The organism is Pseudomonas sp. LBUM1640 (assembly GCF_059716225.1).
Genome location: NZ_CP166816.1, coordinates 1 through 20,071 on the forward strand (window position 1 = coordinate 1; position 20,071 = coordinate 20,071).

General features: G+C 58.0%; 16 protein-coding genes and 1 riboswitch. Of the genes, 7 read left to right on the top strand and 9 right to left on the bottom strand.

Annotated elements, in window-relative coordinates:
* From dnaA to gyrB, 4 genes are read left to right on the top strand one after another with little or no spacing between them, the layout of a single operon-like run.
* Complete coding sequence (dnaA, locus tag ACA065_RS00005; RefSeq protein ID WP_497692789.1) at positions 1 to 1,521, top strand: chromosomal replication initiator protein DnaA; 1,521 nt, start codon at positions 1 to 3, stop codon at positions 1,519 to 1,521.
* A 38-nt stretch (positions 1,522 to 1,559) separates the two neighbouring features.
* Positions 1,560 to 2,663, top strand: coding sequence for a DNA polymerase III subunit beta (dnaN, locus tag ACA065_RS00010; protein ID WP_053258802.1), 1,104 nt, complete (start codon positions 1,560 to 1,562; stop codon positions 2,661 to 2,663).
* 20 nt (positions 2,664 to 2,683) lie between these two features.
* Positions 2,684 to 3,787 (top strand): DNA replication/repair protein RecF, encoded by a 1,104-nt coding sequence (recF, locus tag ACA065_RS00015; protein ID WP_497692790.1) that lies wholly within the window; start codon positions 2,684 to 2,686, stop codon positions 3,785 to 3,787.
* Positions 3,788 to 3,791: 4 nt separating this feature from the next.
* Positions 3,792 to 6,209: a DNA topoisomerase (ATP-hydrolyzing) subunit B gene (gyrB, locus tag ACA065_RS00020; protein ID WP_497692791.1), complete on the top strand. Its 2,418-nt coding sequence runs from the start codon at positions 3,792 to 3,794 to the stop codon at positions 6,207 to 6,209.
* A gap of 337 nt (positions 6,210 to 6,546) precedes the next feature.
* On the opposite strand, the gene ACA065_RS00025 is transcribed toward gyrB, so the two are convergent.
* The 3 genes from ACA065_RS00025 to ACA065_RS00035 form a co-directional block, all read right to left on the bottom strand.
* Positions 6,547 to 6,912 (bottom strand): putative PII-like signaling protein, encoded by a 366-nt coding sequence (locus ACA065_RS00025; RefSeq protein WP_497692792.1) that lies wholly within the window; start codon positions 6,910 to 6,912, stop codon positions 6,547 to 6,549.
* Positions 6,909 to 8,255, bottom strand: a complete 1,347-nt coding sequence (locus ACA065_RS00030; RefSeq protein WP_497692793.1) for a voltage-gated chloride channel family protein — start codon at positions 8,253 to 8,255, stop codon at positions 6,909 to 6,911. The genes ACA065_RS00025 and ACA065_RS00030 overlap by 4 nt, the downstream gene beginning before the upstream one ends.
* Before the next feature lie 77 nt (positions 8,256 to 8,332).
* Positions 8,333 to 8,405, bottom strand: a riboswitch (Fluoride riboswitch).
* Between the two features lie 225 nt (positions 8,406 to 8,630).
* The gene (locus ACA065_RS00035; protein ID WP_497692794.1) at positions 8,631 to 9,356 is read right to left on the bottom strand and encodes a response regulator transcription factor; all 726 of its coding nucleotides are present in this window, start codon (positions 9,354 to 9,356) and stop codon (positions 8,631 to 8,633) included.
* A 335-nt stretch (positions 9,357 to 9,691) separates the two neighbouring features.
* Here ACA065_RS00035 and ACA065_RS00040 point away from each other — a divergent pair, with 335 nt between their 5' ends.
* On the top strand, positions 9,692 to 11,968 hold the full coding sequence (locus ACA065_RS00040; RefSeq protein ID WP_497692795.1) for a CHASE2 domain-containing protein: 2,277 nt from the start codon (positions 9,692 to 9,694) through the stop codon (positions 11,966 to 11,968).
* A gap of 182 nt (positions 11,969 to 12,150) precedes the next feature.
* Here the strand turns inward: ACA065_RS00040 and ACA065_RS00045 are convergent, their stop codons facing one another.
* The 4 genes from ACA065_RS00045 to glyQ form a co-directional block, all read right to left on the bottom strand.
* Positions 12,151 to 12,921 (bottom strand): lysophospholipid acyltransferase family protein, encoded by a 771-nt coding sequence (locus tag ACA065_RS00045; RefSeq protein WP_497692796.1) that lies wholly within the window; start codon positions 12,919 to 12,921, stop codon positions 12,151 to 12,153.
* Positions 12,922 to 13,003: 82 nt separating this feature from the next.
* Complete coding sequence (gmhB, locus tag ACA065_RS00050) at positions 13,004 to 13,543, bottom strand: D-glycero-beta-D-manno-heptose 1,7-bisphosphate 7-phosphatase (RefSeq protein ID WP_497695445.1); 540 nt, start codon at positions 13,541 to 13,543, stop codon at positions 13,004 to 13,006.
* Positions 13,543 to 15,597 (bottom strand): glycine--tRNA ligase subunit beta, encoded by a 2,055-nt coding sequence (glyS, locus tag ACA065_RS00055; protein WP_497692797.1) that lies wholly within the window; start codon positions 15,595 to 15,597, stop codon positions 13,543 to 13,545. Before glyS ends, gmhB begins: the two co-directional genes overlap by 1 nt.
* Positions 15,594 to 16,547, bottom strand: coding sequence for a glycine--tRNA ligase subunit alpha (gene glyQ / locus ACA065_RS00060; protein ID WP_003213601.1), 954 nt, complete (start codon positions 16,545 to 16,547; stop codon positions 15,594 to 15,596). Before glyQ ends, glyS begins: the two co-directional genes overlap by 4 nt.
* A gap of 81 nt (positions 16,548 to 16,628) precedes the next feature.
* Here glyQ and ACA065_RS00065 point away from each other — a divergent pair, with 81 nt between their 5' ends.
* Positions 16,629 to 17,186, top strand: coding sequence for a DNA-3-methyladenine glycosylase I (locus tag ACA065_RS00065; protein WP_497692798.1), 558 nt, complete (start codon positions 16,629 to 16,631; stop codon positions 17,184 to 17,186).
* A gap of 40 nt (positions 17,187 to 17,226) precedes the next feature.
* Positions 17,227 to 18,114 (top strand): lysophospholipid acyltransferase, encoded by an 888-nt coding sequence (locus ACA065_RS00070; protein WP_497692799.1) that lies wholly within the window; start codon positions 17,227 to 17,229, stop codon positions 18,112 to 18,114.
* A gap of 133 nt (positions 18,115 to 18,247) precedes the next feature.
* Here ACA065_RS00070 and ACA065_RS00075 read toward each other — a convergent pair whose 3' ends face one another.
* Entirely contained in the window at positions 18,248 to 18,559 is a 312-nt protein-coding gene (locus tag ACA065_RS00075; protein WP_497692800.1) for a tetratricopeptide repeat protein, read from the bottom strand.
* Between the two features lie 136 nt (positions 18,560 to 18,695).
* On the bottom strand, positions 18,696 to 20,069 hold the full coding sequence (gene trkA / locus ACA065_RS00080; protein ID WP_497692801.1) for a Trk system potassium transporter TrkA: 1,374 nt from the start codon (positions 20,067 to 20,069) through the stop codon (positions 18,696 to 18,698).
* Positions 20,070 to 20,071: the final 2 nt, after the last annotated feature.

The following is a 20,071-nucleotide window of genomic DNA, read 5'->3' on the forward strand; positions in this document are numbered from 1 at the left end:
GTGTCAGTGGAACTTTGGCAGCAGTGCGTGGAGCTTTTGCGCGAAGAGCTGCCTGCCCAGCAATTCAACACCTGGATCCGTCCGCTACAGGTCGAAGCCGAAGGCGACGAGTTGCGTGTCTACGCGCCGAATCGTTTTGTTCTCGATTGGGTTAATGAGAAATACCTGAGCCGTGTTCTCGAATTGCTCGATGAACACGGCAACGGCCTCGCGCCCGTGCTCTCCTTATTAATAGGCAGCAAACGTAGCTCTGCACCGCGTGCTGCGCCAAATGCGCCGCTGGCAGCCAGTGCCTCGCAGGCTCAGGCCGCTGCGGCACCTGTTAATAACTCGCCAGCGCACGTTGCCCAGACGCCTTCGAAATCCTCGGCGCAGAAAAACGCGCCTGTAAATGAAGAGCCGTCCCGCGACAGCTTCGATCCGATGGCGGGTGCCAGCTCCCAGCAAGCACCGGTCCGCGCCGAACAGCGCACCGTGCAGGTTGAAGGTGCGCTCAAGCACACCAGCTACTTGAACCGTACGTTCACCTTTGAAAACTTTGTCGAAGGTAAATCCAACCAGCTGGCCCGTGCGGCCGCCTGGCAGGTGGCTGACAACCCCAAGCACGGTTACAACCCGCTCTTCCTTTATGGTGGCGTCGGCTTGGGTAAGACCCACTTGATGCACGCTGTGGGTAACCATCTATTAAAGAAGAACCCGAATGCCAAGGTCGTGTACCTGCACTCGGAGCGCTTCGTGGCTGACATGGTCAAGGCCTTGCAGCTCAACGCAATCAACGAGTTCAAGCGGTTCTACCGCTCCGTTGATGCCTTGCTGATCGATGACATTCAATTCTTCGCGCGCAAGGAACGTTCCCAGGAAGAGTTTTTCCACACCTTCAACGCCCTGCTCGAAGGCGGCCAGCAGGTCATCTTGACCAGTGACCGTTACCCGAAGGAAATCGAAGGCCTGGAAGAACGCTTGAAGTCGCGCTTCGGCTGGGGCCTGACCGTAGCGGTAGAGCCGCCGGAGCTGGAAACCCGTGTCGCGATCCTGATGAAAAAGGCCGACCAGGCGAAAGTCGATCTGCCTCACGACGCGGCTTTCTTTATTGCCCAACGTATTCGCTCCAACGTGCGTGAGCTGGAAGGCGCGCTCAAGCGGGTCATCGCTCACTCACACTTTATGGGCCGCGATATCACCATCGAGTTGATTCGTGAATCCCTGAAAGACTTGCTGGCACTGCAAGACAAGCTGGTGAGTGTGGATAACATCCAACGCACCGTGGCTGAGTACTACAAAATCAAGATTTCCGACTTGCTCTCCAAGCGCCGCTCGCGCTCGGTGGCACGTCCACGCCAGGTTGCGATGGCGCTCTCTAAAGAGCTGACCAACCACAGCCTGCCGGAGATCGGTGATGTGTTTGGCGGTCGCGACCACACTACGGTCTTGCACGCGTGCCGCAAGATCAACGAACTTAAGGAATCCGACGCGGATATTCGCGAGGACTACAAGAACCTGCTGCGTACACTGACTACTTGATGACACCAGCGCAGCTTATTAAGGCAAGGGACTAGACCATGCATTTCACCATTCAACGCGAAGCCCTGTTGAAACCCCTGCAACTGGTCGCAGGCGTCGTCGAGCGCCGACAGACCTTGCCGGTGCTCTCCAACGTATTGCTGGTTGTCGAAGGCCAGCAATTGTCTTTGACCGGTACTGACCTGGAAGTCGAGCTGGTGGGTCGCGTGCAGTTGGAAGAGCCCGCTGAACCGGGCGAGATCACTGTGCCGGCGCGCAAGCTGATGGACATCTGCAAGAGCCTGCCCAACGACGCGCTGATCGACATCAAGGTTGATGAGCAGAAGCTGGTGGTCAAGGCGGGTCGTAGCCGCTTCACCCTGTCGACGTTGCCTGCCAACGACTTCCCGACGGTAGAAGAAGGCCCAGGCTCGCTGACCTGCAGCCTGGAGCAAAGCAAGCTGCGTCGCTTGATCGAGCGCACCAGCTTCGCCATGGCCCAGCAGGACGTGCGTTACTACCTCAACGGTATGCTGCTGGAGGTTTCGGAAGGCATTATCCGCGCGGTGGCTACCGACGGTCACCGTCTGGCCATGTGCTCGATGAAAGCCGACATCGGTCAGCCAGATCGCCATCAAGTGATTGTTCCGCGTAAAGGTATCCTGGAGCTGGCGCGTCTGCTCACCGAGCCGGACGGTAACGTCAGCATCGTCCTGGGCCAGCACCACATCCGTGCAACCACCGGCGAGTTCACCTTCACCTCCAAATTGGTCGACGGCAAGTTCCCGGATTACGAGCGCGTACTGCCTAAAGGTGGCGACAAACTGGTGATCGGTGATCGTCAGGCGCTGCGTGAAGCGTTCAGCCGTACCGCGATTCTGTCTAACGAAAAGTACCGTGGTATCCGTCTGCAACTGGCTAATGGTCAGCTGAAAATTCAGGCGAATAACCCAGAGCAGGAAGAAGCGGAAGAAGAAGTGGGCGTGGACTACAACGGTGGCTCGCTGGAGATCGGCTTCAACGTGAGCTACCTGTTGGACGTATTGGGTGTGATGACCACCGAGCAGGTTCGCCTGATTCTGTCAGACTCCAACAGCAGCGCCTTGGTGCAAGAATCCGATAACGACGACTCGGCTTACGTTGTTATGCCGATGCGCCTGTAATCATGCTCAGCAGAAGCTAGATGTCCCTCAGTCGCGTCTCGGTCACCGCGGTGCGCAATCTGCACCCGGTGACCTTCTCCCCTTCCCCCCGCATCAATATCCTCCATGGCGCCAACGGCAGTGGCAAAACCAGCGTGCTGGAAGCCATTCATTTGCTGGGGCTCGCCCGTTCTTTTCGCAGCGCACGCTTGTTGCCGGTGATTCAGTATGAACAGCTGGCGTGCACTGTGTTTGGCCAAGTCGAATTGGCTGAGGGCGGTCATAGCAGCTTGGGGATATCGCGAGATCGCGGCGGTGAATTTCAAATTCGCATCGACGGGCAAAATGCTCGCAGTGCGGCGCAACTGGCGGAAATTCTGCCATTGCAGTTGATCAACCCGGACAGCTTCCGCCTGTTGGAAGGTGCTCCGAAGATCCGCAGGCAATTCCTTGATTGGGGAGTGTTCCACGTGGAACCGCGTTTCATGGCCACTTGGCAGCGCCTGCAGAAGGCCCTGCGGCAGCGGAACTCATGGCTGCGGCATGGTACACTTGACGCCGCTTCGCAAGCAGCGTGGGACCGGGAACTGTGCCTGGCCAGCGACGAAATAGATGAATACCGACGCGCCTATATCAAAGCCTTGAAACCAGTCTTTGAGCAGACCTTGAGTGAGTTGTTGGATCTCGAGGGTCTAACACTGAGCTACTACCGTGGTTGGGATAAAGAGCGTGAGTTGAGCGCAGTGCTTGCCACGTCCTTGCAACGGGATAAGCAAATTGGCCATACACAGGCAGGCCCCCAACGGGCTGATCTGCGCCTTAGATTAGGCGCACACAATGCCGCGGATATCTTATCCCGCGGTCAGCAGAAGTTGGTGGTGTGTGCACTGCGTATTGCCCAAGGGCATTTGGTTAGCCAAGCCCGGCGCGGTCAGTGTATTTATTTGGTGGATGACTTGCCGTCCGAACTCGACGAGCAACACCGCCGCGCGTTATGCCGCTTGTTGGAAGACTTACGCTGCCAGGTGTTTATCACCTGTGTAGACCACGAATTATTGAGGGAAGGCTGGCAGACGGAAACGCCAGTCGCTTTGTTCCACGTGGAACAAGGCCGTATCACCCAGACCCACGACCACCGGGAGTGAAGGCATGAGCGAAGAAAACACGTACGACTCGACCAGCATTAAAGTGCTGAAAGGTTTGGATGCCGTACGCAAACGTCCCGGTATGTACATCGGCGACACCGATGATGGTAGCGGTCTGCACCACATGGTGTTCGAGGTGGTCGACAACTCCATCGACGAAGCTTTGGCCGGTCACTGCGACGACATCAGCATTATCATCCACCCGGATGAATCCATCACCGTGCGCGACAACGGTCGTGGTATTCCGGTAGATGTGCACAAAGAAGAAGGCGTTTCGGCAGCCGAGGTCATCATGACCGTGCTGCACGCCGGCGGTAAGTTCGACGACAACTCCTATAAAGTCTCCGGCGGTTTGCACGGTGTGGGTGTGTCGGTGGTGAACGCTCTGTCTGAAGAGCTGATCCTGACTGTTCGCCGTAGCGGCAAGATCTGGGAACAAACCTACGTGCACGGTGTGCCACAAGAACCGATGAAAATCGTCGGTGACAGTGAGACTACTGGTACACAGATCCACTTCAAGCCGTCGGATGAAACCTTCAAGAATATCCACTTCAGCTGGGACATCCTGGCCAAGCGGATTCGTGAACTGTCCTTCCTCAACTCCGGTGTCGGCATCGTCCTCAAGGACGAGCGCAGCGGCAAGGAAGAGTTGTTCAAGTACGAAGGTGGTTTGCGTGCATTCGTTGAATACCTGAACACCAACAAGACTGCGGTCAACCAGGTGTTCCACTTCAACATCCAGCGTGAAGACGGCATCGGCGTCGAAATCGCCCTGCAGTGGAACGACAGCTTCAACGAGAACCTGTTGTGCTTCACCAACAACATTCCACAGCGCGATGGCGGTACTCACTTGGTGGGTTTCCGTTCCGCACTGACGCGTAACCTGAACACCTACATCGAAGCCGAAGGCTTGGCCAAGAAGCACAAAGTTGCCACCACCGGTGACGATGCGCGTGAAGGCCTGACCGCGATTATCTCGGTGAAAGTACCGGATCCTAAGTTTAGCTCCCAAACCAAAGACAAGCTGGTGTCTTCCGAAGTGAAGACTGCAGTGGAGCAGGAGATGGGCAAGTACTTCTCCGACTTCCTGCTGGAGAACCCGAACGAAGCCAAGCTGGTTGTTGGCAAGATGATCGATGCTGCGCGTGCCCGTGAAGCGGCGCGTAAAGCCCGTGAGATGACCCGTCGTAAAGGCGCGCTGGATATCGCCGGCCTGCCGGGCAAACTGGCTGACTGCCAGGAGAAGGACCCTGCCCTCTCCGAACTGTACCTGGTGGAAGGTGACTCTGCTGGCGGTTCCGCCAAGCAGGGTCGTAACCGCCGCACCCAGGCCATCCTGCCGTTGAAGGGTAAGATCCTCAACGTTGAGAAGGCGCGCTTCGACAAGATGATTTCCTCGCAGGAAGTCGGCACCTTGATCACGGCGTTGGGCTGCGGTATCGGTCGCGACGAGTACAACATCGACAAGTTGCGCTACCACAACATCATCATCATGACCGATGCTGACGTCGACGGTTCGCACATCCGTACGCTGCTGCTGACGTTCTTCTTCCGTCAGTTGCCGGAGCTGATCGAGCGTGGCTACATCTACATCGCTCAGCCGCCGTTGTACAAAGTGAAAAAGGGCAAGCAAGAGCAATACATCAAAGACGACGACGCCATGGAAGAGTACATGACGCAGTCGGCCCTGGAAGATGCCAGCCTGCACTTGAACGACGAAGCACCTGGCATTTCCGGTGAGTCGCTGGAGCGTCTGGTTAACGACTTCCGCATGGTAATGAAGACTCTCAAGCGTCTGTCGCGCCTGTACCCTCAGGAGCTGACCGAGCACTTCATCTATCTGCCGTCCGTGAGCCTGGAGCAGTTGGGCGATCACGCCCACATGCAGAACTGGCTGGCCCAGTACGAAGTTCGCCTGCGCACTTCTGAGAAGTCTGGCCTGGTCTACAAAGCCAGCCTGCGTGAAGACCGTGAGCGTAACGTGTGGCTGCCGGAGGTCGAACTGATCTCCCACGGCCTGTCGAACTACGTCACCTTCAACCGCGACTTCTTCGGCAGTAACGACTACAAAACCGTGGTTACTCTCGGCGCGCAATTGAGCACCCTGCTGGACGACGGTGCTTACATTCAGCGTGGCGAACGCAAGAAGCAGGTCAAGGAGTTCAAGGAAGCCCTCGACTGGCTGATGGCCGAAAGCACCAAGCGCCACACCATCCAGCGATACAAAGGTCTGGGCGAGATGAACCCGGATCAGCTGTGGGAAACCACCATGGATCCGGCCCAGCGTCGCATGCTGCGCGTAACCATCGAAGACGCCATTGGCGCAGACCAGATCTTCAACACCCTGATGGGTGATGCGGTCGAACCTCGTCGTGACTTCATCGAGAGCAACGCCTTGGCGGTGTCCAACCTGGACTTCTGATCAGGTGCAGGTTCACACTTTAACTGCGTTTTTCACAAATAGATGGTTCGGCTAAACCTTACCGATTAGCCGACCATTCCAAAGAGAGCCCGCTGAAAGCGGGCTTTTTTTCGCTTCAATTAAAGTGATTTCCGCCCCTTGTCGTGAGGCGGTAGCGAGACTCAGGTGACAGGCGTACTGTAAATATTGGACTCAAACGATGCTGGTGATCCTATGAGCACTCAAGAACGCACAACATTTCGTAAAGAGTTTATGAAGGCTGCATCCTCTAATGTGGCGAGTGACCGACGCTTCGGTCGGCCTTACCTCTTCATTTCCAAGCTGTTTTCAAACTGAATTACGACGCGTCAGTCAGCGGTAACTCACATAAGAGAAGAACTGCTCGCACCTTGCGTAATTCGTCAGCGTGATCGCGCAGGAAGGCGCGCAGCCTGTCCTCTGTATCTAGCAATTCCAGGCATTGGGGATGACGCATATCACCCAGCTCCGGGTGATGATGCGAGATGCGATGCCCCGGCAAATAACCTGCAGAGATCGTCTTGAGCATGACCTGCTCGATTTTTGCTTTTTGAGCAATTTTAAGGAGGTGCTGGGCTAGCGCAGGTGCACTTAGGTGGTGCCAGAAGCTGGTAACCCGAGCGCGACTAGCGCCAGGGAAATAGAGTTGCAAAGCTGTCAGGCGGTCTTGACGATCCTCGGTCATTTCTCTTCTCCCTCAAGAGCCACTTTCCGCTCGTTTTCAGATTTAGTTTGTGCGTGGAATTGCTTGATATCGGAGAGCCGGATTTCCTCCGGCAGCGGGCGGTGATGCTTGCTGTGACCAACGCGCTGGGCGTGATAGATCCCGGTGTGTCCGGATACGAGGTAACTGGCGATACAAGCAATGGCCGCGAGGGGGGCGATTTCAGGCCCGAACAGTTCCATGGCCATGACAATGGTTGCCAGTGGCGTATTAGCTGCACCAGCGAAGACGGCGACAAAACCGATACCAGCCAGCATGCCGAAGGGAAGGTGTAACAGGGGTGCTAGCGCGTTCCCCAAGGTGGCACCAATGTAGAACAGCGGTGTGACTTCGCCACCCTTGAATCCACTCCCCAGGGAGACAACGGTGAACACCATCTTTCCAAGCCAGTCCCAAGGAGCCATTGGCATTTGAAAGGATTGGACGATGCTCGGAATGCCCAGTCCGATGTACTTATCGACGTCGATGTAATGGTTACTACCGAGCGCCCACACGGCGACTGCGATCAGCAGGCCGCCGGCTAAGGGTCTTAATGGTGAATAGGTGATAAGCCGCTTAACGAAGGCCCCGAGCTTGTGGGTCGCTGTCGCGAATAGCAGGCCAGTGAGGCCGAAGATAATCCCAGCGGCGACCACAGCCATGACGCTCCATAGCTGCACGGGAACCACTTCGCCAATGACGTAATGTGTATGAACCACTCCCCAGGCTTGCCCCACCTGGTCAGCAACGATTGCCGCAACCACACAAGGGAAGAGCGCGTCGTAACGCATACGTCCGATGGCCAACACTTCAAGTCCGAACAAAGCCCCCGCGAGAGGTGTGCCGAAGACGGACGCAAAGCCAGCACTGATCCCGGCCATGAGAATCACCCTGCGATCTTCGCGGCGTAGCCGGAAGACATGCGTCAGTTGATCGGCAAGAGCGCCGCCCATCTGCACCGCCGTACCCTCACGTCCAACAGATGCACCGAAGAGGTGGGACACCACGGTTCCGATCAGCACCATCGGCACCATGCGCAATGGCACGATCTTCTTAGGATCGTGGATCTCATCGATGATCAGGTTGTTTCCGGCATCAACGGGTTTGCCTATCAAGTGATACGCAAGCCCCACAGCAAAGCCAGCCACTGGCAGGAGCCAGATCACCCAGGGATGGGTTTCTCGCCACCGGGTGGCATGATCCAAAGAAAGGAGGAATAACGCAGAGGCAGAGCCTGCCAAAAGAGCTACAAGACCTGCAAGCGCAAGCCATTTCGCTATGTAGGGCAGTAAGTCGAGTTGTTCAGGTCGTCGAAATTTAGACATTTGGCCAGCCACAAAAAGTAAGTGGGCCTGACCAAAAGGGATTCTGAGCGCGAACGCCTACAGACCTGATTGATCAGGTTTCTGTAGGCATCATCAGCTGCTACGGGCGCAGCGGTTGGTTAATGGAGGAATGCCATCTCCAATCCGTCGATCTTAGCTAGCTCCGCTCAAAATGTAAAATCATGTTACGGAGGCAGTAAGCACAGGAAGATCTCCTGAAGCATTGCCTGGTAAAGGGATGCCGGACTAGGTGGTTTTTTGCCGACGAAACCCTGATCTAGCCCGTAAAACAAAAAGGCCAACGCTCAGCGTTGGCCTTTTTTATTGGGTGTTAACAAGCGATTTTTAAATGCTCCACGTGGAACATCAAGGTTTTCAACCCGAGGTCGTTGCTGCCGCGACACTCTCCAACCGGTAGCCGTACCCGTAGATGGTCAACAGCTGCCAGCCTCGGTCAGCCGTCAAACCCAGCTTGTTACGCAGACGGTAGATATGTGTATCCAGCGGTCGCGATGAGACCATTTCTTCATGCGACCAAAACCGCTCGTACAGATATTCTCGGGACAGAGGGCGGGCCAGATTGGCGAACAAGCAACTGGCCAAGCGGTATTCACGCTCGGTCAGGTTGATAGGTTTGCCCGCGCGGGTGACGGTTAGCTCAGCATCGTCGAAGGTCAGGTCGTTGAAGCTCTGTACTTCGTGGGTCGCGGATTTTTGCAAACCATGGCGACGCAGAACGGCAGTAACTCGAGCGTTGAGTTCGTTGGGCCGGAAGGGCTTGCTGACGTAATCATCCGCCCCGCTGTTCAGCGCCGTGACGATGTCGCTCTCGGCATCCCGGCTGGTGAGCATGATGACGGCGGGCGGAGACTCCATGTGCTCGCGGGTCCAACGCAGCAGTGCAATGCCGCTGATATCTGGCAGCTGCCAGTCGAGTATCAGCAGGTCGAAGGTTTCCCGGCGCAGTTGCCGCAGCAGGTCTTCACCGCGTTCGAAGCAATGCACAGACCACGGCTGCTCCGTGGTGCTGGGGATTTGTCGCAGTGTCTGCTCAACCCGACGCAATTCAGCGGGCTCGTCATCCAGTATTGCGACACGCATGGGTGGGTCCTTTCTTTTTAAAAAATACGGCGCAAATGCCAGTCATCGAATCTGAATAATTGTGGTCAGATTCATCGACCCTCGAATCTCTCGATACGCTGATATCAAAGAGCCCTTAATCCATTGAAAGACCTCGATACCTTGGAGGAAAGATACCGACTCCTGCCCGTAAGGAAAAGGTTCTGCACCAAGCATTCAGGAAAGTCTAACAGTGAGACCGAAATGAGCTTCACTGGGTTCAGTACGTCGTTCACATCGACCAAGGAGAAGGCGGGGCATATGGCACGTTCAACTATTCGTTATCAGCGTCCATGCAAACCTGCGGCGGTAGCCCGATGATGCTGTGGCGCAAAGCCGAAAAACGCCAACCCACTCGGGCGCAATTGCTGTTCCACGGTTTGGTACGCGAGTGGCTATGGATTGGCCTGGTCTTGCTGCCCTTCACTGTCTACCTGTCTCTGAGCCCCGGTCTGGCCCTCAATAACCCGCTGTATGACAGCCTCCGTCGCCTGACCTCGCTGCCTGTTGACCCGCGTATCTTGTTGGTAACCATTGATGATCAGAGCCTGAAAAAGCTCGGCCCTTGGCCATGGCCCCGCAGCCTGCATGCCGACCTGATCGACCAACTCAGCGCCGCTCGACCCGCTGGAATATTGTTCGACGTAATCTTCAGTGAGCCCGGCGATGCGGCGGATGATCAGCGATTGGCTGATGCTGTGTGCAACGCCGGCAATGTCTTATTGCCGTTGGTGAACGGTGGCGCCGCGAGTGCCGACTTGCCAGGTGAACAATTATTGCCGCTGCTCAAGTGCGCCAAAGGCGTGGGGCACATCAATGTCGAAGCGGATCACGATGGCGTCGTACGCAGCCTGTATATGCGTGAGGGCCCGCCTGGGAACACGCATGCGCAGTTAGCGTGGCTGGTCTATACGTTGAGTGGGCAAACTTCACCCATGCCCGGGCTGCCCGAGGAACCCAGCAACCAACATTGGCATCGTGAACACGCGATTCGTGTTCCCTTCACGGCACATCAGCATTTTCCTAGCGTGTCCTACGTCAGCGTATTGCGCGGCGAGGTGCCCCCTGAAGAGTTGCGCGGCCGGCTGATACTGGTGGGTGCCACCGCCTATGGAATGGGTGATCGTTTTGTCACGCCGCTCTCCTCCACCGTGGGCGCCACGGCAGGTGTGGAGCTCCAAGCGAATATCCTCAACGGGTTGCTGCAGGGCCGCAGCATTGTTGACCTTCCAGGCTGGCTGGCCGCCTTGCTGGCGACTTCACTGGTGGCATTGCTGCTAGGCCTGCTGTTGTATCGGCCGCGATATGCACTGTGGATGACCCTGGCGTGTATGGCCACCGCGCTGCTCGGCTCATGGGCCTTGTTGCGCCTGGGGCACTGGTGGTCACCCGCAGCGTGCCTGATCGGCTTGCTGCTTAGCTATTTGATCTGGAATTGGCGCCGGCTGAGCGTGATCCTTGCGTACTTCGGCTGGGAGCTGGCACGTCTGGATGACGAACCCAAAGTGCTTCCCGAGCGCCGCCGTGCGCCCGCCAGCAAAGGCGACGTGTTACAGGGGCGGATCTTTGCGCTTGAACAGGCGGTAAGCCGTACACGCGACACACGGCGCTTTATGGCTGACGGGCTGGAATGCCTGCCGGTGGCCACACTGATTACCGATCCGCAGGGCCGTATCCTGCTGGCCAATCGGGTTGCCCGTGATGTGTTCGGTAATGATCTGGTAAACAAATATCTTCTGGAACAACTCGCCGACCTGGGCTATCCGCCACTGCATAACGGTGTTCGCCCTGCCCTGTCAGCGTTGGAGCTCGTTGAGTTCCGTGACATCCACCAGCGCAGCCTGCGCATGGAGCTAGCGCCGTTGCTGCCGGCCGAAGGTGATGTCGCCCTCGGTTGGCTGCTGAGCCTCACAGACTTGAGCAAAGAGCGCGAAGCCCAGCAACATCGCGAGACGATGCTGCGCTTCCTTTCCCATGATCTGCGTGCGCCACATTCGGCGATCCTGGCCTTGCTGGATGTGCACAACGGCGAGTCCCCGATATTTGCCCAGATCGAACAACAGGTGAAGCGCGCCTTGAGCCTCACCGAATCCTTTGTGCAATTGGCCAAAGCCGAGGCGGATGGTTACCACTTCCAGCCGACCTTGTTTGCCATGCTGGTCATGGATGCTTTTGACCAAGTAGCGGTGATTGCCCAGCTCAAGGGCATTCACCTGGTCCATGACCTGGATGAAGCAGACGAGACTATGGTCTCAGCCGATCAATCCCTGCTGACGCGAGCACTGTTCAATGTGCTGGAAAACGCCATCAAATACTCTGCATCAGGCACTACCGTCACCTTGCGCCATGGCAGCGCGCAAGGGTGGTTGGAATGCCGCATCAGCGATCAGGGGCCAGGCATCGCACCGCAGGATTTGCCGGAGCTGTTCAGCCAATACCGACGCTTCGATTCAGCCCAAGGCAGCGAGGGTTTAGGGTTGGGGTTGACCATGGTCAAAGCCGTGGTTGAGCGCCATGGCGGCCGCATTGTGTGTGAAAGCGAGTTGGGTAAAGGCTCGACCTTCAGCCTGCAATTGCCTCTGCTCGAGGACTGAAAAAACGTACTTTTCTGCTGTGCATAAAAAACCGGTCACAAGGACCGGTTTTTTAATGCTGAAAAAACTTATGCACGTTTTTCGCGATTTTATGAGCTTAAGAAATATGTAAGTAAATCAGCCTGTTATGAGCCAAAAAGGCCAATTCGCCAACAAACCGTACACAGGTTATCCACAGAAGCTCAAATCGCCGGCGTCTCTACTACGACAGGCTCAGGAGGCAATGAACCCATCGCCCGTTGTTGAGCTTCGTTCCAGGCTGCGGCGCGGTCATTTAATGCAGCAATGGCACGCGGTCCTTCGCCTTCTGCGTACATCGGCTCGCCAATTACCACGGTGATCGTGCCTGCGCGTTTGGCCCAGCCAGTCTTCGGCCAGAACTTGCCGGCGTTATGCGCAATAGGCAACACCGGCAGGTTGGCATTGACCGCCAAGGCGGTGCCGCCGCGTGAGAATTTACCCACGGTGCCGTAAGGCACTCGCGTGCCTTCCGGGAAGATCAGCACCCACACGCCATCCTTGAGCAGCTCATCGCCCTTCTTGGCCACATGCTTGAGCGCCGCCTTGGGGTTGTCACGGTCGATGGCAATCGGACGCAACATGGCCATGGCCCAGCCAAAGAACGGCACGTACAGCAACTCGCGCTTGAGCACCTGGCTCAGGGGCGAGAAGTATGCCGAGAGGAAAAACGTTTCCCAGGTGCTCTGGTGGTTCGACAGAATCACGCAGGGCTGGTCCGGGACGTTTTCCGCGCCCTTCACCTCGAAACGGACATTCAGGAACACCTTGGTCAGCCACAACGCGCAGCGGCACCAATAGACGTTGATAAAACGATAGCGCGCCTTGAACGGCAGGAACGGCGCAATAAAAAAGCTCAGGGTGCACCAGAGAAACGAACTGGTGCCCAACAGCAGGTAAAAGAAAAAGGTTCTGATGGCCTGCAAGATCGACATGGCGGCATTTACCGTTGCGGGACACGGCCCGCCTGCTAAAAGCGCACTCCCGAGCAATCCTTGTTCAGGAAGTCGAGGGCGGCTAGTTGTTAATAAGTTCTGCGGCAACCGCCGCCAGATCGTCAAAAATCAAAGTGCCTACCGGCAGGTTTTTCGCCTGGGTCTTTTCGCCTTTCCCGGTCTTAATCAAAACTGGCTGAGAGTCGACGGCTTTAGCCGCCTCCAGGTCACCGAGGCTGTCCCCGACGAACCATATCCCAGCCAAGGGCACCTTGTAATGTTCTGCAATGGTTTTCAACATCCCAGGCTTGGGTTTGCGGCAATCGCAGCCCTCATCCGGCCCGTGGGGGCAGTACACCACCAGCCCCACCTCACCGCCCTGCTCCGCCACTAACGTGCGCAAGCGCGCGTGCATGGCGTCCAGGGTGGCGATGTCGTAGTAACCGCGGGCGATGCCGGACTGGTTGGTGGCGATGGCCACCGTCCAGCCGGCTTTGCTCAACTGCGCGATGGCCTCGATCGAGCCGGGCAGTGGAATCCATTCCGCCACCGACTTGATGTAAGCGTCGGAGTCGTAATTGATCACCCCGTCCCGATCGAGAATCAGCAGTTTCAACATGATCAGCCCAGTACGGAAATGTCAGCGATGTTGATGAACAAGCCACGCAGACGCGCCAGCATGGCGTAGCGGTTTTTCCGCACGCCGGCATCTTCGGCATTGATCATCACCGCTTCGAAGAACGCATCCACCGGCTCACGCAAGGTGGCCAGGCGCGCCAGTGCTTCGGCGTAGTTGCGTTCGGCGAGCAGTGGTTTCACTGCGTTTTCTGCCTTGGCGATGGCCGAGTTCAACGAGAACTCCTTGGCATCGGCAAACAGGCCTGGGTCGACGTCGGCATTGCCGAGGTTGTCGGCCTTGCTCAGCAGGTTCGACACACGCTTGTTCACGGCGGCCAGCGCATCGGCTTCCGGCAGCTTGCGGAAGGCCTGTACGGCTTGCACACGCTGATCGAAGTCCAGCGCCGAACCCGGCTGCAGGGCACGTACCGACAGATACACCGACACGTCCACGCCTTCGTCTTCGTAACGCGCACGCAGGCGGTCGAACACGAATTCCAGTACTTGCTCGGCCAGGCCGGCTTGCTTGACCTTGCCACCGAACTGGCCGACGGCAAACACCACGGCCTGGGTCAGGTCGAGGTCGAGCTTTTTGTCGATCAGGATACGCAGCACGCCCAGGGCGGCACGACGCAGGGCATACGGGTCTTTGCTGCCGGTCGGCAGCATGCCGATACCGAAGATACCCACGAGGGTGTCCAGCTTGTCGGCGATGGCCACGGCTGCACCGGTGAGGGTGGTCGGCAGCTCAGCACCGGCACCGCGCGGCATGTACTGCTCGTTCAGCGCCAGGGCCACATCGTCCGGCTCGCCGTCGTTGAGGGCGTAGTAGTAGCCGGCAACACCTTGCATTTCCGGGAACTCGCCGACCATCTCGGTGGCCAGGTCGCACTTGGACAGCAGGCCCGCACGTGCAGCCCAGGCAGCATCGCCACCAATGCGTGGCGCGATGTAGGCCGCCAGCTTGGAAACCCGCACGGCCTTGTCGTAGACGCTGCCGAGTTTTTCCTGGAACACCACGTTTTGCAGGCGCAGGTTGAAGTCTTCGAGCTTCTGCTTCTTGTCTTGCTTGAAGAAGAACTCGGCGTCAGTCAGGCGCGGGCGAACGACTTTCTCGTTACCGGCGATGATCTGTTGCGGGTCCTTGCTTTCGATGTTGGCCACAGTGATAAAGCGCGGCAGCAACTTGCCGTCCACGTCCAGCAGGCAGAAGTACTTCTGGTTGTCCTGCATGGTGGTGATCAGCGCTTCTTGCGGCACATCGAGGAAACGCTCTTCAAACGAGCACACCAGCGGCACCGGCCATTCAACCAGCGCGGTCACTTCGTCGAGCAGGCTTGGCGGCACGATGGCGGTGCCTTCCTGCAGGCGCGCCAGCTCTTCGGTGCGCTTGCTGATCAGCTCGCGACGCTCGTTGGCATCGGCCAGCACGTAAGCAGCGCGCAGGTCGGCGGCATAGTTGGCGGGCGAAGTGATACGCACGGCTTCTGGGTGGTGGAAGCGATGACCACGGGAATCCCGGCCAGCCGTCTGGGCGAGGATCGTGCAGTCGATGACTTGGTCACCGAGCAACATCACCAGCCATTGGGTTGGGCGTACGAACTCTTCTTTGCGCGCACCCCAGCGCATGCGCTTAGGGATCGGCAGGTCGTTCAGCGAGTCTTCAACGATGGTCGGCAACAGGCTCGCCGTCGGCTTACCGGTGATGACCTGGCTGAAGCGCAGTTTCGGGCCGCTCTGGTCGATCTCGCTCAGCTCGACGCCGCACTTCTTGGCAAAACCAAGGGCGGCTTGAGTCGGGTTGCCTTCAGCATCGAAAGCCGCCTGACGTGGCGGGCCGTCGAGGTTGATGCTGCGGTCCGGTTGCTGGGTTTCCAGCGCGGTCAGCAACACGGCCAGGCGACGTGGCGCGGCGTAGACTTTCTTTGCAGCGAATTTCAGGCCGGCGGTGTGCAGGCCTTTTTCGATACCGGCCAGGAACGCATCGGCCAGGGTGTTGAGTGCCTTGGGTGGCAGCTCTTCAGTGCCCAGTTCAACCAGGAAATCTTGAGCACTCATTGTGCAGCCTCCAGCTTAGCCAACACTTCATCACGCAAATCCGGGGTAGCCATCGGGAAGCCCAGCTTGGCGCGCGCCAGCAGGTAGGCTTGGGCGACGGAACGCGCCAGGGTGCGTACACGCAGGATGTATTGCTGGCGCGCGGTCACCGAAATGGCACGGCGGGCGTCCAGCAGGTTGAAGGTATGGGAGGCCTTCAACACCATTTCATAGCTTGGCAACGGCAGCGGCTGATCCAGTTCGATCAGGCGCTTGGCTTCGCTCTCATAGAAGTCGAACAGTTCGAACAGCTTTTCGACGTTGGCGTGTTCGAAGTTGTAAGTGGACTGCTCCACTTCGTTCTGGTGGAACACGTCCCCGTAAGTCACTTTGCCGAACGGGCCGTCAGCCCACACCAGGTCATAGACCGAATCCACGCCTTGCAGGTACATGGCCAGACGCTCGAGACCGTAGGTGATCTCGCCGGTCACCGGGTAGCACTCGATGCCGCCCGCTTGCTGGAAGTAAGTGAACTGCGTCACTTCCATGCCGTTGAGCCAGACTTCCCAGCCCAAGCCCCAAGCGCCCAGGGTTGGCGATTCCCAGTTGTCTTCGACGAAACGGATGTCGTGCACCAGTGGGTCCAGGCCGACATGTTTCAGCGAGCCCAGGTACAGCTCCTGGAAGTTGTCCGGGTTCGGCTTCAATACCACCTGGAATTGGTAGTAGTGCTGCAGGCGGTTCGGGTTTTCGCCGTAGCGGCCGTCAGTCGGGCGACGACTGGGCTGCACATAAGCGGCGTTCCAGGTTTCCGGGCCGATGGCCCGCAGGAATGTAGCGGTGTGGAAAGTGCCGGCGCCTACTTCCATATCGTAGGGCTGAAGTACCACACAACCTTGCTCGGCCCAGTATTGCTGGAGGGCGAGGATCAAGTCTTGGAAGGTACGCACGGCTGGCGTAGGCTGGCTCACGAAATTCACCTGTTACTTGGGCTGCGATTTAAAGAGCGGGAGTATACCCGATTCGGCCCTGCCACCACTCCATGGAGCCTTATGCCACGCTGCTTTTGGTGTTCTGAAGATCCGCTGTACATGGCTTATCACGATCAGGAGTGGGGAACGCCGCTGCGCGATGCGCAGGGTCTGTTCGAGTTACTTTTGCTCGAAGGGTTCCAGGCAGGCCTGTCCTGGATCACCGTTTTACGCAAACGCGAGCATTATCGAAAGGTCTTGTTCGGCTTTGATGCACAGCGTTTGGCGCGATTGACCGATGCCGAGATTGAAGCGCTGATGCAGGACCCGGGCATTGTGCGCAATCGCCTGAAGCTCAACGCCACTCGTCGCAACGCCGCCGCCTGGCTGGCGCTGGAGGACCCGGTGGGCTTGCTCTGGTCGTTTGTCGGCGGCGTGCCCAAGGTCAATCACTTCACGGACCGCAGCCAGGTCCCGGCGATTACCCCCGAGGCCGAAGCCATGAGCCGCGCCCTGAAAAAAGCCGGCTTCACGTTCGTCGGCCCGACCATTTGCTACGCGTTCATGCAGGCCTCTGGGATGGTCATGGACCACACCCAGGATTGCGACCGTTACGCGGACTTGGCCAACGCCGGTTAGAATGCCTGCTTTGCGCACCACACACGATCAGGAGTGACCTGTGGAAAAGTTTAAAGGCGCCTTGCTGGTAGGCGCTCTTCGGTTATTTGCCCTGCTGCCTTGGCGCGCTGTCCAGGCCGTCGGCACGGCGATTGGCTGGATCATGTGGAAAACCCCCAACCGCTCCCGCGAAACGGTGCGGATCAACCTCTCCAAATGCTTCCCGGACATGGACCCCGCCGCGCGCGAGCGCCTGGTCGGCCAGAGCCTGATGGACATCGGCAAGTCCCTCACCGAGAGCGCCTGCGCCTGGATCTGGCCGGCCCAGCGCTCCATCGACCTGGTGCGCGAAGTCGAAGGCCTGCAAGTGCTGCACGAAGCCTTGGCCTCCGGCAAAGGTGTGGTCGGCATCACCAGCCACCTGGGCAACTGGGAAGTGTTGAACCACTTCTATTGCAGCCAGTGCAAACCGATCATTTTCTACCGTCCGCCCAAGCTCAAGGCCGTGGATGACCTGCTGCGCAAACAACGCGTGCAGTTGGGCAACCGGGTGGCCGCATCGACCAAGGAAGGCATCCTCAGCGTGATCAAGGAAGTGCGCAAGGGCGGCCAGGTGGGGATTCCCGCTGACCCGGAGCCGGCAGAATCGGCCGGGATCTTCGTACCGTTCTTCGCCACCCAGGCGCTGACCAGCAAGTTCGTGCCGAACATGCTCGCGGGCCATAAGGCGGTGGGCGTGTTCCTGCATGCGCTGCGGCTGCCGGACGGCTCGGGCTACAAAGTGATTCTGGAAGCGGCGCCGGAAGACATGTACAGCACCGATACCGCCACGTCCTGCGCGGCGATGAGCAAGGTGGTGGAGCGGTATGTGGGGGCTTACCCGAGCCAGTACATGTGGAGCATGAAGCGCTTCAAGAAACGCCCGCCGGGTGAGGCGCGGTGGTATTGATATACGACTGACTTACGGTCGATGCAAAACCAATGTGGGAGCGGGCTTGCTCGCGAATGCGGTGTATCAGACACACATTAGGTGGCTGACACTATGCCTTCGCGAGCAAGCCCGCTCCCACATTTGGTTCCGATTAAGCCTGGCGGTCGAGTTTTTTCAGGAACACCGTCATCTCTTTTTCGGCCTGCTTGTCGCCATGGGCCTGGGCCGCTTCTATGCCCTTCTCCCAAGCCAACCGCGCCGCAGCATTATCACCCTGTCCCAACTGCGCCTTACCCAACAACTTCCACGCCGCCGAGTACTTCGGATCGAACTCGACGCACTTCTGCAAATGCTCCGCCGCCTTGGCGTTGTCCTTCAGATCCAGATAACCCTTGCCCAAGCCAAAGCGTAGCAGTGAATTATCCACACCCTTGGTGAGCATTTTTTCCAGGGATTCGAGCATGGCTGTGTGTCCTTCAGCTAGGTAGGGTTTTCAATATCGTCATCGCGGGCAAGCCCGCTCCCACATGTGATCGCATTCCCACTGTGGGAGCGGGCTTGCCCGCGATGACGGCGGTAGGCTCACCTGAATGTTGTGATCAGAAAAAGCTCAACCCCACGTGGAACAGCTTCTCCACATCGCGGATATGTTTTTTATCCACCAGGAACAGGATCACATGGTCCCCCGTGACGATCACCGTATCGTCGTGGGCGATGATCACTTCTTCATCGCGAATGATTGCGCCAATGGTCGTACCCGGCGGCAAGCCAATATCGCGGATCGCCTTGCCAATCACCTTGCTCGACTTCGAATCACCGTGGGCAATCGCCTCGATGGCTTCCGCCGCGCCTCGGCGCAGGGAGTGCACGCTGACGATATCGCCACGGCGCACGTGAGCGAGCAAGGTGCCGATGGTGGCCAGTTGCGGACTGATGGCGATGTCGATGTCGCCGCCCTGAATCAGGTCGACATAGGCCGGGTTATTGATGATGGTCATCACCTTCTTCGCCCCTAACCGTTTGGCCAACAGCGAGGACATGATGTTGGCCTCGTCATCGTTGGTCAGGGCCAGGAAGATATCAGCGTCGGCGATGTTCTCTTCCATCAGCAGGTCGCGGTCTGAGGCACTGCCTTGCAGTACGACGGTGCTGTCGAGGGTGTCGGACAAATGCCGGCAGCGCGCCGGACTCATCTCGATGATCTTCACCTGATAGCGACTTTCGATGGCCTCGGCCAAACGCTCACCGATTTGCCCACCGCCGGCGATGACGATGCGCTTGTAGGTCTCATCCAGCCGGCGCATTTCGCTCATGACTGCGCGAATATTCGCTTTGGCGGCGATAAAAAACACTTCGTCGTCGGCTTCGATCACCGTGTCGCCCTGAGGCAGGATTGGCCGGTCGCGACGGAAAATAGCGGCTACGCGGGTTTCTACATTCGGCATGTGCTCGCGCAGTTGGCGCAGTTGCTGGCCCACCAGTGGGCCGCCGTAATAAGCCTTCACTGCCACCAGCTGCGCTTTGCCTTCGGCGAAGTCGATCACCTGCAAGGCGCCCGGAATTTCGATCAGGCGCTTGATGTAGTGAGTCACCACCTGTTCCGGGCTGATCAGCACGTCCACCGGAATCGCGTCGTTGTCGAAAAGCCCTGCACGAGTCAGGTACGCCGCCTCACGGACGCGGGCGATTTTGGTGGGCGTGTGGAACAGGGTGTGAGCGACCTGGCAGGCGACCATATTGGTCTCGTCACTGTTGGTCACGGCTACCAGCATGTCGGCGTCGTCGGCACCGGCCTGGCGCAGCACGGTCGGGAATGACGCGCGGCCTTGCACGGTGCGGATGTCCAGGCGATCGCCGAGGTTGCGCAGGCGCTCGGCATCGGTGTCGACCACCGTGATGTCGTTGGCTTCGCTGGCCAAATGTTCGGCCAGCGTGCCGCCGACCTGCCCTGCCCCAAGGATGATGATTTTCATCC

Excerpts from the sequence above, each read along its gene's own strand:
- ACA065_RS00025 (WP_497692792.1), bottom strand. The coding sequence starts at position 6,912 with ATGACCGAGGATCGTCAAGACCGCCTGACAGCTTTGCAACTCTATTTC.
- gyrB (WP_497692791.1), top strand. The coding sequence starts at position 3,792 with ATGAGCGAAGAAAACACGTACGACTCGACCAGCATTAAAGTGCTGAAA.
- ACA065_RS00045 (WP_497692796.1), bottom strand. The coding sequence starts at position 12,921 with ATGTCGATCTTGCAGGCCATCAGAACCTTTTTCTTTTACCTGCTGTTG.
- ACA065_RS00040 (WP_497692795.1), top strand. The coding sequence starts at position 9,692 with ATGATGCTGTGGCGCAAAGCCGAAAAACGCCAACCCACTCGGGCGCAA.
- ACA065_RS00030 (WP_497692793.1), bottom strand. The coding sequence starts at position 8,255 with ATGTCTAAATTTCGACGACCTGAACAACTCGACTTACTGCCCTACATA.
- ACA065_RS00075 (WP_497692800.1), bottom strand. The coding sequence starts at position 18,559 with ATGCTCGAATCCCTGGAAAAAATGCTCACCAAGGGTGTGGATAATTCA.
- ACA065_RS00065 (WP_497692798.1), top strand. The coding sequence starts at position 16,629 with ATGCCACGCTGCTTTTGGTGTTCTGAAGATCCGCTGTACATGGCTTAT.
- dnaN (WP_053258802.1), top strand. The coding sequence starts at position 1,560 with ATGCATTTCACCATTCAACGCGAAGCCCTGTTGAAACCCCTGCAACTG.
- recF (WP_497692790.1), top strand. The coding sequence starts at position 2,684 with ATGTCCCTCAGTCGCGTCTCGGTCACCGCGGTGCGCAATCTGCACCCG.
- trkA (WP_497692801.1), bottom strand. The coding sequence starts at position 20,069 with ATGAAAATCATCATCCTTGGGGCAGGGCAGGTCGGCGGCACGCTGGCC.
- ACA065_RS00035 (WP_497692794.1), bottom strand. The coding sequence starts at position 9,356 with ATGCGTGTCGCAATACTGGATGACGAGCCCGCTGAATTGCGTCGGGTT.
- glyS (WP_497692797.1), bottom strand. The coding sequence starts at position 15,597 with ATGAGTGCTCAAGATTTCCTGGTTGAACTGGGCACTGAAGAGCTGCCA.